The sequence below is a fragment of the Rhodoferax sp. genome (genome assembly GCF_028689295.1).
GTDB lineage: Bacteria > Pseudomonadota > Gammaproteobacteria > Burkholderiales > Burkholderiaceae_C > Rhodoferax.
In genome coordinates this window covers 54,567-66,692 of sequence record NZ_JAQTWL010000005.1, presented here as the reverse complement: position 1 = coordinate 66,692, position 12,126 = coordinate 54,567, and the positions used below count along the sequence as shown (strand labels likewise).

The window sequence follows — 12,126 nt, the reverse complement described above, 5'->3', positions numbered from 1 at the left end:
CTGTCTGTTTCTCTTGATGCCTGATCTCCTCAGGCAGTGAGTTTTATTTTTTTAAGACCAAGCACCTCACATGACCAAACAAACCCTTTCCTTCCAGGCCGAAGTTGCGCAACTGCTGCACCTCGTGACCCACTCGCTTTACTCCAACAAGGAAATTTTCCTGCGCGAGCTGATTTCCAACGCCTCAGACGCCTGCGACAAGCTGCGCTTTGAAGCCATCAACGACGGCGGCCTGTACGAGAACGACAGCGAGCTGAAAGTCAAGGTCACATTCGACAAAGACGCCAAGACGCTCACCATCACTGACAACGGCATCGGCATGAGCACGCAGGAAGCCATTGACCACCTCGGTACCATTGCCAAGAGCGGCACCAAGGACTTTGTGAGCAAGCTCAGTGGCGACCAAAAGGCCGACTCGCAGCTCATCGGCCAGTTCGGCGTGGGCTTTTATTCGGGCTTCATCGTGGCCGACAAGATCTCGGTGGAATCGCGCCGCGCCGGCATGAAAGCCGAAGAAGGTGTGCGCTGGATCAGCGGTGGTGCCGGCGACTTCGAGGTGGAAAACATCACCCGCACCGAGCGCGGCACCAGCGTGATTCTGCACCTGCGGGACGACGCCATGGACTATGCCAGCGCATGGAAAGTCAAGGGCATCATCAACAAGTATTCCGACCACATCAGCCTGCCCATTTTGATGGAAAAGGAAGAGTGGAAAGACGGCGAGCTGATCAACCCCGGCGACGAGCAAGGCGGCCGGCAGCCGGGTGGCATGGTCAAGACCGGTGAATGGGAAACCGTCAACAAGGCCAACGCCATCTGGGCGCGCGCCAAAAAAGACATCACGGATGACGAGTACACCGAGTTCTACAAGCAGATCAGCCACGACTTCGAGGCACCGCTGGCCTACACCCACAACCGCGTCGAAGGCAGCACCGAGTACACCCAACTGCTTTACATCCCCGGCAAAGCGCCTTATGACCTGTACAACCGCGAAAAATCGGCTGGCGTCAAGCTCTATGTAAAACGCGTGTTCATCATGGACGATGCCGAGGCGTTGCTGCCCACTTACCTGCGTTTTGTCAAGGGCGTAGTCGATTCATCCGACCTGCCGCTCAACGTGAGCCGAGAACTGCTACAGGAAAGCCGCGACGTGAAAGCCATCCGCGAAGGCTGCACCAAACGCGTGCTCGGCATGCTCGAAGACCTGGCCAAAAATGACAAGTTGCCCGAGGCAACCACATCTGCGGAGGGTGTCACCGATGTGGTGACCGAGGAAGAAAAAACCGAGGCTGCCGCCAACGCGGGCAAGTTCACCAAGTTCTACAACGAATTTGGCGCCGTGCTCAAGGAAGGCCTGGGCGAAGACTATGCCAACAAAGATCGCCTTGCCAAGCTGCTGCGCTTTGCCACATCGACCACGGATGTCGTGAGCGTCAGCTTTGCCGACTACAAGGCGCGCATGAAAGAAGGCCAGGAAGCCATCTACTACATCACCGCAGACAACGCGGCTGCCGCCAAAAACAGCCCGCAACTGGAAGTGTTCAAGAAAAAGGGCATCGAAGTGCTGCTGATGACCGACCGTGTCGATGAGTGGGCGCTGAACTACCTGCAGGACTTCGACGGCACACCGCTGCAAAGCGTAGCCAAGGGTGCGGTCGATCTGGGCAAGCTGCAGGACGAGACCGAGAAAAAAGCCGCCGAAGAAGCCGCCGAAGCCTTCAAGCCGCTGCTGGCCAAGTTGAAAGAAGCGCTCAAGGACAAGGCCGAAGACGTGCGTGTGACCACGCGCCTGGTGGACTCGCCCGCCTGCCTGGTGGTGCAGGACCACGGCATGAGCACGCAGCTGGCGCGCATGCTCAAGCAGGCCGGCCAGGCCGCACCGGAAGTGAAACCGGTGCTGGAAGTCAATTTTGAGCACCCGCTGGTGAAAAAGCTCGACGGCTCGGTGCACTTCAACGACCTGGCCCACATCCTGTTCGACCAGGCCCTGCTGGCAGAAGGCGGCCTGCCGGCCGACCCGGCGGCTTATGTGAAGCGGGTGAACGCGCTGCTGGTTTGATCAGGTCGAACTTCGTGCCCGATTGCACTGCAAAAGGGCATCCTCGGTTCGCTTGAAGATGAAAAACATCACCAGGTAGAGCAGCGCCAGGGGGCCGATGACGACGAGGAAGAGAAACCATTCCCGCTTGTCGATTTCGGTCAGCACCCCGGTGGCATCGCCATAGATTTCAAAGACGCCGGTGACCTTGCCGGTGGTTCTGGAATAGTGCGGCACATAGCTCTCGACCAGATCGCGCGTATGCACCTCGCATTCCAGGTAACTGATCTGGTCACGATGTATGAGGTTGGCGCTGCTGAAGCCGAGCAAACCCGCCTTGACACCGGGGCTGCTCCTTTTGTCCTCGCCGATCTGCTTGGGGTCGGTGGAATAGATCGTCACCCCCTTCAAGTCGTAGGCTTTGATCTTGCAGACATGCGTGCCTTTGAGCAGGAAGTTTATTTTTCGTTCTATGGCGGGAAGTTCCGGTGCGGCTCTGATCTCCTCAATCGATTTGCCCTGCGTCGCCTGAATCCAGGGACCGAAAATGTCATCCCAGGTCTCGTTGCCAATGAGTTGGGCCAGCTTGACGTGTTCGACTTCGGCGACTTTGATCAGGCCGTCAATAGCCAATGTGCGGAACAAATAGACCATCAGGAATGCGACCGCCACAAAGGCGATCAAGCTGGTGATGGCAACAAGATGCAGCGCGCCAAAACTCCTGCGCATCGCACCCCCTGAGTTTTCACCCCCCTGTGGCACCATACTTTTCACTGCGAATCCCCCCCTTAACATTGATACAACGACGAAACATCAGATATAAATCGCAAGCCCTGCCATTTTGACATTGGCAATTGACACCAGAACACGTCATTTGTCAACAAAACCCTTTGTCATAATGATCGCCCAGGTCTTGTCACCTTTCCTTGATTTACTTTACTTATCCCTGAATCCATGAAAAAAATGCATTTGAACTTCCTGCTGGCCGCTGCCCTGTCGGGTGCCACCGCCTCTCATGCGGCAGATGCCGCCCTGGAGGCTGCTGCCAAAGAGTCCGGTGCCGTGGTCACCGCCAGCGGACTGGTGTACCTGTCCATGAAAGCCGGCACGGGCGACAGCCCCAAGGCCAGCGACACGGTCAAGGTCAACTACCGTGGCACCTTCCCCGATGGCCGTGAGTTTGACAGCTCGTATAAACGCAACCAGGCCATCGAGTTCCCGCTGCGCAATGTCATCCCCTGCTGGACCGAAGGCGTGCAGCTTATGAAAGTCGGCGGCAAGGCCAAGCTGACGTGCCCCTCTGCCATCGCCTATGGCTCGCGCGGCGCAGGCAGTGCCATTCCACCCAACGCCACGCTGCTGTTCGAAGTCGAGTTGCTGGGCATCAACGGCAAATAAGTCCAACGGTATTGACAGAGTGCCTAGGCAACCCTTGAAAAAGGGCCATGCCAGCCCCATTTTCAACGGTGAAGGTTCGCAGTCATGGGGACTGCGGGCCGCTCACCCGACTCACTGTTGAAATAGGAGGATCTCATGAATGCACTGATGACGCGCGGTGGTCTGTTTGACGAATTTTTCCGCGATGTGGCCCCCGGCTTTTACATCAAACCCCTGCACGGCGACAGCTTGCCGAACCCGTCGCAAATCAAGGTGGACGTGAAGGAAAACGGCGATGCCTACACCGTGCAGGCTGAAATTCCGGGCGTACCCAAGGAAGATATCCAGGTGGCGGTGGATGGCAATGTGGTGACCTTGCGCGCCGAGATCAAGCAGCAGGACAGCACCAACGCCGACGAAAAAGTATTGCGCAGCGAGCGCTATTACGGTGCCGTGTCGCGCAGCTTCCAGTTGGCCTCGGACATCGACCAGGCCCAAGCCAAGGCCAAGTACGACAACGGTGTGCTGACCCTCACGTTGCCCAAGAAGCAGGCCATGAGCGGGGCGCAACGCCTCACCATCGACTAGCCCCGAGCCAACCTTGCACAGAAGGCCAGCGACCCAACTGGGTGCTGGCCCACTTTTTCAAGCGCCCGTATTTCGAGCGGCCAGTCGCTTGGTGCGCGCCCGGATGTTGAGGGACTCAACCCCGAGTGAAAACAGCATCGCCGTGTACACATAGGCTTTTGGCACATGCACGTCGAACGCCTCGGCCACCAAAAGGGTGCCCACCATGGTCAGAAAAGCCAGCGCCAACACCTTGATGGACGGGTGCTGGTCAACAAACTCGCCAATCGGTTTGGCGGCAAACATCATGACGCCGACCGACGCCACCACGGCCGCCACCATCACGCCAATCTGGTCCACCATGCCCACGGCCGTGATCACCGAGTCCAGCGAAAAAACGATATCGACAATGCCGATTTGCACAATCGTCCCCCAAAACAGGTTGGCGCCGGTCTCAACGTTCTCAACCCCGGCACTGACCTCCTTGGGCTGGTGCGCTTCGACTTCCAGAAAAATCTCGTGACTGGCCTTGTAGAGCAAAAACAGGCCGCCACCGAGCAAGATCAGGTCACGCCCGCTGATCTCCTGCCCCAGCACCGTCAACAGCGGACTGGTCAGCGTCATCACCCAGGCCAGGCTGAACAGTAGCGCGATGCGCGAAAGCATGGCGAAGCCCAAACCCAGGCGACGCGCCAGATCCCGCTTGTCAGCCGGCAAACGCCCCACCAGGATGCTGATGAAAATGATGTTGTCGATGCCCAGCACGATTTCCAGCGCGGCAAGCATGAAGAAGGCGATCCAGATGTTCGGGTCGGTCAAAAATTCCATGGTCGGCTCACAAGATGTAAAGCAGCACAGTTTAATGACCCGAGCGTGGCCCACGGCCGCTGTAGCCGACGAAGCCACAGACGCATCAAGGCCACTATCGGGATCAGGAAGAACTGGCCTGCCTGGCAAAAATCTTGCCCGGATTCATCAGGTTGTCGGGGTCCAGCGCCTGCTTGATGGCACGCATCATGGCGATGGCACCGCTTCCGGCCTCTTGCACCAGAAATTCCATCTTGTGCAGGCCCACGCCGTGCTCACCCGTGCAGGTGCCGCCCAGTTTGAGCGCGCGCTGCACTAGTTGACTGTTGAGCTGCTCGGCGGTGGCGCGCTCAGACGCAGAATCCGGGTCGATCAAATAGCCCATGTGAAAGTTGCCGTCACCGACGTGGCCCACCAGAAAATACGTCAAACCGCTGGCCTGCGCCTCGGTCACCGAGTCCAGCAGCGCGTCGGCCAGCCGCGAGATCGGCACACAGGTGTCGGTGGTGATGGCCTTGCAGCCCGGGCGTGACTGGATGCCGGCAAAGTAGGCGTTGTGACGCGCCGTCCAGAGCTTGGTGCGCGCCTCGGGCGTGCTGGCCCACTCAAAGGTCTGGCCGCCAATATCGCTGGCAATGGCCTGCACGGTGTCCACCTGTTCCTGCACACTGGCGGGCGAGCCGTGGAACTCCATCAGCAGCATGGCGCCTTCGCGAAGGCTCAAATTCGAGTGCTTGTTGACCATGCGGATGGTGTTGGCGTCGAGCAGCTCACAGCGCGCAATCGGCACGCCCATCTGGATCACCTGGATGGTGGTGTTGACGGCGGCTGCCAGGCTATTGAACGAGCAAGTCGCCGCCATCACCGCCTCGGGCAATGGGTAAAGCTTTACGGTGACTTCGGTGATGATGCCCAGCGTGCCCTCACTGCCCACCATCAGCCGGGTCAGGTCGTAGCCGGCGCTGGACTTTTTGGCGCGGGTCCCGGTGCGGATCACCTCGCCCTGCGCCGTGACCACTTCCAGCGCCAGCACGTTTTCGCGCATGGTGCCGTAGCGCACGGCGTTGGTGCCGCTGGCGCGCGTCGCCGCCATGCCGCCCAAGGTGGCATCAGCACCCGGATCCACCGGGAAAAACAGGCCGGTGGACTTGGCCGCTTCATTGAGCTGCTTGCGTGTCACCCCGGCCTGCGCCGTCACCGTGAGGTCTTCGGCGTTGATGGCCAGCACAGCGTTCATGCGGCTCACGTCGATGCTGATGCCGCCCTGCACTGCCAGCAAATGGCCTTCGAGCGACGAACCGACACCAAAGGGAATGACCGGCACCTTGTACTGCGCGGCCAGTTTGACAGCATCACTCACATCCTGCGTGGTTTCGGCAAACACCACAGCCGCGGGGGGTGGCACGCTGAAGGCTGATTCGTCCCGGCCGTGCTGCTCGCGCACCACGAGGGCGGCAGAATATTGGGCGCCAAAACGCTCGGACAAGGCTTGCAACAAGGCGGCGGGCGCTGGGCGGCTGTCAATTTCCAGGTTCAAGAAAGGGGCTGGTGCGTTCACAATGGGTCTCCGTCATAATCGTTCATTATGCTCAATTGCGCTATCACCAGCGCGCAAAATGAAGCGCATTTCCATTTTTCAAGAGTTCATCCATGGGCAATCGACTGACACAAATCGCCACTCGCACCGGCGACAACGGCACCACCGGGTTGGGTGACAACACCCGCGTCTCCAAAAACAGCTTGCGAGTGCACGCCATGGGCGACGTCGATGAGCTCAACTCCAACATCGGCGTGCTGCTGTGCGAAGCCATGCCCGACGATGTGCGCAGCCTGCTGGTCGAAATCCAGCACCAGTTGTTCAACCTGGGCGGCGAGCTGTCGATTCCGGGCTTCGAGTTGCTCAAGGCCGAGGCGGTGCTGGTACTCGACAACGGGCTGGCGCAATACAACGAAGCGCTGCCACGCCTGCAGGAATTCATCCTGCCGGCTGGCACCCGCGCCGCGGCGCTGGCCCATGTGTGCCGCACCGTGGCACGGCGGGCGGAGCGCGCTGTGGTGGCACTGGAGGGCCAGGAGGCGTTGAAGGACACGCCGCGGCATTACCTCAACCGCCTGTCTGATTTGATGTTCGTGCTGGCCCGCGTGCTCAACCGCTACCGCACCGACGGCAGCGTGGGTGACGACGTGTACTGGAGGAGCGAGCGGATTTTGCAGGGGGGTTAAAGTTTCTCGGTCTCGCCCGATTTGGGTTGCCACTTCATCAGGTGTTTTTCGGCATTGCCAACCACGCTGTCGATCACCAGCGCAAAGGCGGTCAGCACCACGATGCCGGCCATCACGGTGTTGATGTCAAAGCTACCCTCAGCCTGCAAAATCAAATAACCCACTCCCTGGCTGGAGCCCAGGTATTCGCCCACCACGGCACCCACAAACGCCAGGCCGACACTGGTGTGCAAGGAGCTGAAGACCCAGCTGGTGGCGCTTGGCAGGTAAACGTGGCGCAGCAATTGGCGCCGGTCGGCACCCAACATGCGGGCGTTGGCCAGCACCACCGGGCTCACTTCTTTAACGCCCTGGTAAACGTTGAAAAACACGATAAAAAACACCAGCGTCACACCTAGTGCCACCTTGGAGCCCATGCCCAGCCCAAACCAGACCGAGAAAATGGGTGCCAGAATAATGCGCGGCATGGCATTCATGGCCTTGATGTAGGGATCCAGAATGGCTGAAGCCATGGGTGCCAGCGCCAGCCACAGGCCGCCGCCCAGACCCAGGCCGGCACCCACGGCAAAGGCCATCAGGGTCTCGGCCAGCGTCACGCCCAGGTGTTGGTAGATGTCGGCATCACCCACAAACCAGGCCCAGATGCGCTGCGCCACCTTGAGCGGTTCACCAAAGAAAAAAGCCGCCTGGCTGTCGTTGTCGAACATCATCGGCGGGATCAGTCCCGGTGACGTCATCACATGCCAGAAGGCAAACAGCGCCATTAGCAGACCGACTTGCCAAAGCCACAAATTACCACCACGCGGTTTGATGAATTTCCACATGGCTTCAGGCCGCTTTCAACTGTTGTTGGTAACCCTTGAGCACTTCTTCGCGCAGCACTTCCCAAATGGCCTGGTGCAGCTGCAAAAAGCGCGGCGTGGTCTTGATCTCGGCCACATCACGCGGGCGCTCGATGTCGATCGGAAAGTCCCCAATCGGGCGGCTGCCGGGCCCGGCGCTCATCACCACCACGCGGTCGCTCATGGCAATCGCCTCGTCAAGGTCGTGGGTGATGAACAGCACCGCCTTTTTCCTGGCCTGCCAGATGTCGAGCAACTCGTTTTCCATGAGTTGGCGGGTCTGGATGTCGAGCGCCGAGAACGGCTCATCCATCAAAATAATGTCGGGGTCGAGCACAAGGGTTTGCGCCAGGCTGACGCGTTTGCGCATGCCGCCGCTCATCTGGTGCGGGTAGCGGTCGCCAAAACCACCCAGGCCCACGCGGCGCAGCCAGTCATTAGCCTGACTGGCCCCCTCGCGCTCAGGCACGCCATGAAACTGCAGGCCGGCCGACACATTGGCCAGCGCGGTGCGCCAGGGCATCAGACTGTCGGCCTGGAACATGTAACCGGCGCGCTTGTTTGTGCCCGACAGCAGCTGGCCAAACACCGTCACCGAACCGGTGCTGGGCAAGAGCAGGCCAGCGCCCACGTTGAGCAGCGTGCTTTTGCCGCAGCCGGTTGGCCCGACCACACTGACAAACTCGCCTGCGGCCACCGTCAGGTTCACGTCCTGCACGGCGGTGTAGCGCTGGCCGGGCTGGTCCTTGTTGACAAAGGTGCAGGCCACGTCCTTCAGCATCAATGCCGCGCTCATGTCAGCCCTTGGGGTACTTGGCGTTGGCCTTCTTGACAAAGTCGTTGGTATAGACCGCCTTCAGGTCGAGCTTGGCGGCGGCCAATTTGGCGTCCACACTGGCGAGGGCATTGAACGCCGTTTGCGCGCCTTTGTCCGGAATCATGCCATTGGGCGACAGCGCACCCTTGGCTGCCAGAAAGGCGTCGATATAGACCGCACGGTCGCCTAGCAGGTAACCCTCGGGCACGGTCTTGATGATGTCGGCCGCACCCGCATTCTGAATCCACTTGAGCGCGCGCACCATGGCATTGGTCAGCGCTTGCGTGGTGGCCGGGTTTTTGTCGATGAAAGCTTGCGGTGCGTACAGGCAACCGGCGGGCATGGGGCCGCCAAACACTTTCTCAGACTCAGCCACATTACGGGTGTCCGAGACAATTTTGAGGTCGCCCGAGCGCTGCAGCAAGGTGATGACGGGGTCGAGATTGCTCATGGCATCGATCTGGCCCGAACGCATGGCGGCCACCGCACCGCTACCGGTGCCCACCCCGATGATGCTGACATCATTGGGCTTCAGGCCCACCTTGGCCAGCGCAAAATTGACCATCACGTTGGTCGAGCTGCCAGGTGCCGAAACGCCCACCTTTTTGCCCTTGAGGTCGGCCACCGTTTTGAAGTTGGGCATCGTCTTGGGGTTGACACCCAGCACAATTTGCGGTGCCGCCCCCTGTAGCACAAAGGCGCGCATGGGCTGACCCTTGAACTGCATATTGATGGTGTGCTCAAACGCACCCGACACCACGTCAGCACTGCCACCCACCACCGCTTGCAGTGCTTTGGAGCCACCGGCAAAGTCAACAATGGTCACGTCCAGCCCTTCGGCCTTGAAGTAGCCCCTCTGCTCGGCAATGGTCAGCGGCAGGTAATACAACAGGTTTTTGCCGCCCACGGCCAAGGTGACCTTGGTTTTTTCCAGCGCTTGCGCCAGCGCCCATTGGGGCAAGGTGGCGGCAACCAGGCCGCCCGCAATCAGGTGTCTTCTTTGCATGAGATGTGTCTCCAGTTGAATAAAAGCAGGGCCTCTGAATGAGCCCTGTCAGGGTCAAATCATAGCGCGTGGAGCTGCGCGGCGTGTGGCCGCGTTCTCAGCCAGACAATGGCCGCGCCCGTCAAGGCCACCGGAATCAGCGAGCCCGCGTTGAGCAGTTGCCAGCCCTGGGTGGTGACCAGCACGCCCGAGGCAAAAGAGCTCAGTGCCGTGACGGCAAAAACAAAGAAGTTGAGCGCGCCCTGCGCCCGGTCCTTTTCTGCCGGCGTGTAGGTTTGCAGCGACAGGGTGGTGCTGCCGGTGAACAAAAAGTTCCAGCCCACGCCAAGCAAAAACAATGCAATCAAAAACTGGTGCAGATCGACGCCCGACAGCGCAATGACGATGCACAGCGCATTGAGCAGCACGCCCACCCCCATGATCGGCAGCACGCCAAAGCGCTTGATCAGGTGGCCGGTAAAAAAACCCGGCGCAAACATGCCGATCACATGCCATTCCAGCACCAGTGCCACATCGGAAAACGGCAGGCTGCACTGCTGCATGGCCAGCGGCGTGGCCGCCATCAGCAGGTTCATCACACCAAAGCCCAGGGCGCCGCAAGCGGCGGCCACCATAAAAACAGGCTGGCGCATGATTTCGCTCAGCGGGCGACCCTCATGATGCGCTGTCTTGGCCGGAGCCGGCGGGAAGGTAATAAAGGCCAGCACCGCCATCGACAGCAGCGCAACGCCGACCAGCGCCAGGTAGGCGCCCATGAAAGGCACATCGGTCAGGGTGCGCGTTTGCGCTGCCAGATTGGGCCCGGCCACGGCGCCAATCAGGCCGCCGGCCATCACCATCGACACCGCTTTTTCTTTGTAGCCCGCACTGGCCAGTTCGGCGGCGGCAAACCGGTACAGGTTGGCATTGGCGTTGTAGTACCCGGCGATCACCGTGGCCGCGCACAGCAGCCAGAAGTTTTGGCTCCAGGCAGCATAGGCGCACAACAGCGCGCTCAAGGCCGCCACCACCAGCCCCATCTGAAACGCCGCTTTGCGGCCAAAGCGGTGCTGGCTTTTGGCCACCAGCCCGGTCGAAAACGCGCCGCCCACCACGTAGCCCATCACCGGCAGCGTGGCCATCCAGCCCAACGGCGCCAGGCTGAAACCGACCAGGCCATTGATGGCGATAAACGTGACGTTATTGGTCAGGAAAAGACCCTGGCAGACGGCCAGTAGCCAGAGGTGTCGGTTCATGGGATGTTCGGGAAAATATAAGCAGTGTGCGATTGTCGCCATTTTTGACTTTATGCAAATTGGTTGACCTACATCATTTCCCCGATGGATTGGCGTGGTTACCCTCTCCGGCTTGACTTTGACAGCGCCATGCCCGGCGCGTTTTCAAAACTTATGAATTCAGTGACTGATTCCACGCTTCAAAAGCCAGCTGGTACGCCGGTGGCTGCCCCCATGGAACTGGTGTGCCCCGCCGGCAGCCTGCCTGCGCTCAAGGCCGCGGTCGACAACGGTGCCGATTGCGTCTACCTGGGTTTTCGCGACGCCACCAACGCGCGCAACTTTGCCGGTCTGAACTTTGACGAGGCCGCCATCGAGGCCGGCATTCGCTACGCCCATGACCGCGGCCGCAAGGTGTTTGTGGCGCTCAACACCTACCCGCAGGCGGCCAAGGCCGAACTCTGGCAGCGCGCCGTCGACCGCGCCGCCCACAGCGGCGTCGACGCCGTGATCCTGGCCGACCCCGGCATGATGGCTTATGCCGTCAAACATCAGCCCCAATTGCGCCTGCATCTGTCGGTGCAGGGCTCGGCCACCAACTACGAGGCGCTGGACTTTTATTACCAGCACTTCGGCATTGCGCGCGCCGTGCTGCCACGCGTGCTTTCCATGACCCAGGTCGCCCAGGTGATCGACAAGACCCCGGTCGAGATCGAGGTGTTCGGCTTTGGCAGCCTGTGTGTGATGGTCGAAGGGCGGTGTGCGCTGTCAAGCTACGCCACCGGCGAGGCGCCCAACACCAACGGCGTCTGCTCACCACCCAAAGCGGTGCGCTGGGTCGAAACGCCGCAGGGCCGCGAGTCGCGCCTGAACGGCGTGCTGATCGACCGCTACGCGCCGGGCGAAAACGCCGGCTACCCGACGCTGTGCAAGGGCCGCTTTGACGTGGGTGATGAAAAAAACTACTACGCCATTGAGGAGCCGACCAGTCTGAACACGCTCTCGCTGCTACCCGACCTCATGAAAATCGGCGTGCGTGCCATCAAGATCGAAGGTCGCCAGCGCAGCCCGGCCTATGTGGCACAAGTGACCAAAGTCTGGCGCGCTGCCATCGACAGTTGCCGCGCCAACCCGCAGCACTACAACGCCAAACCTGCCTGGTTCAGCGACCTCGACAAGGTGGCGGAGGGCCAGCAACACACATTGGGCGCTTACCATCGCCCGTGGAAATGACC

General features: G+C 60.2%; 12 protein-coding genes. 5 read left to right on the top strand and 7 right to left on the bottom strand.

The window, feature by feature from the left end; all coding sequences use genetic code 11:
* Positions 1-70 precede the first annotated feature (70 nt).
* Complete coding sequence (htpG, locus tag PHF15_RS06380) at positions 71-2,059, top strand: molecular chaperone HtpG (protein WP_300119858.1); 1,989 nt, start codon at positions 71-73, stop codon at positions 2,057-2,059.
* On the opposite strand, the gene PHF15_RS06375 is transcribed toward htpG, so the two are convergent.
* Positions 2,060-2,812: a hypothetical protein gene (locus tag PHF15_RS06375; RefSeq protein ID WP_300119857.1), complete on the bottom strand. Its 753-nt coding sequence runs from the start codon at positions 2,810-2,812 to the stop codon at positions 2,060-2,062.
* Between the two features lie 180 nt (positions 2,813-2,992).
* Between PHF15_RS06375 and PHF15_RS06370 the strand changes: the two genes are divergently transcribed.
* Together PHF15_RS06370 and PHF15_RS06365 are read left to right on the top strand one after the other, a co-directional pair.
* Complete coding sequence (locus PHF15_RS06370) at positions 2,993-3,436, top strand: FKBP-type peptidyl-prolyl cis-trans isomerase (protein ID WP_300119856.1); 444 nt, start codon at positions 2,993-2,995, stop codon at positions 3,434-3,436.
* A gap of 135 nt (positions 3,437-3,571) precedes the next feature.
* Complete coding sequence (locus tag PHF15_RS06365; RefSeq protein ID WP_300119855.1) at positions 3,572-4,003, top strand: Hsp20/alpha crystallin family protein; 432 nt, start codon at positions 3,572-3,574, stop codon at positions 4,001-4,003.
* Between the two features lie 57 nt (positions 4,004-4,060).
* Here PHF15_RS06365 and PHF15_RS06360 read toward each other — a convergent pair whose 3' ends face one another.
* Together PHF15_RS06360 and PHF15_RS06355 are read right to left on the bottom strand one after the other, a co-directional pair.
* Positions 4,061-4,810 (bottom strand): TerC family protein, encoded by a 750-nt coding sequence (locus PHF15_RS06360; RefSeq protein ID WP_300119854.1) that lies wholly within the window; start codon positions 4,808-4,810, stop codon positions 4,061-4,063.
* 103 nt (positions 4,811-4,913) lie between these two features.
* The gene (locus tag PHF15_RS06355; protein WP_300119853.1) at positions 4,914-6,347 is read right to left on the bottom strand and encodes an FAD-linked oxidase C-terminal domain-containing protein; all 1,434 of its coding nucleotides are present in this window, start codon (positions 6,345-6,347) and stop codon (positions 4,914-4,916) included.
* Positions 6,348-6,439: 92 nt separating this feature from the next.
* Here PHF15_RS06355 and PHF15_RS06350 point away from each other — a divergent pair, with 92 nt between their 5' ends.
* Positions 6,440-7,012, top strand: coding sequence for a cob(I)yrinic acid a,c-diamide adenosyltransferase (locus PHF15_RS06350; protein ID WP_300119851.1), 573 nt, complete (start codon positions 6,440-6,442; stop codon positions 7,010-7,012).
* Here PHF15_RS06350 and PHF15_RS06345 read toward each other — a convergent pair.
* Genes PHF15_RS06345 through PHF15_RS06330 form a run of 4 tightly spaced genes read right to left on the bottom strand, consistent with a single transcriptional unit; the run spans position 7,009 to position 10,912 of the window.
* Positions 7,009-7,836, bottom strand: a complete 828-nt coding sequence (locus PHF15_RS06345; protein WP_300119850.1) for an ABC transporter permease — start codon at positions 7,834-7,836, stop codon at positions 7,009-7,011. The two genes, PHF15_RS06350 and PHF15_RS06345, sit on opposite strands and share 4 nt — an antisense overlap.
* A gap of 4 nt (positions 7,837-7,840) precedes the next feature.
* Positions 7,841-8,650 (bottom strand): ABC transporter ATP-binding protein, encoded by an 810-nt coding sequence (locus PHF15_RS06340; RefSeq protein ID WP_300119849.1) that lies wholly within the window; start codon positions 8,648-8,650, stop codon positions 7,841-7,843.
* 1 nt (position 8,651) lies between these two features.
* Positions 8,652-9,677, bottom strand: a complete 1,026-nt coding sequence (locus tag PHF15_RS06335; RefSeq protein WP_300119848.1) for an ABC transporter substrate-binding protein — start codon at positions 9,675-9,677, stop codon at positions 8,652-8,654.
* 59 nt (positions 9,678-9,736) lie between these two features.
* Complete coding sequence (locus PHF15_RS06330; protein ID WP_300119847.1) at positions 9,737-10,912, bottom strand: MFS transporter; 1,176 nt, start codon at positions 10,910-10,912, stop codon at positions 9,737-9,739.
* Positions 10,913-11,065: 153 nt separating this feature from the next.
* Between PHF15_RS06330 and PHF15_RS06325 the strand changes: the two genes are divergently transcribed.
* A complete protein-coding gene (locus PHF15_RS06325) occupies positions 11,066-12,124 on the top strand; it encodes a peptidase U32 family protein (protein WP_300119846.1) in 1,059 nt (352 codons plus the stop codon).
* Positions 12,125-12,126 lie beyond the last annotated feature (2 nt).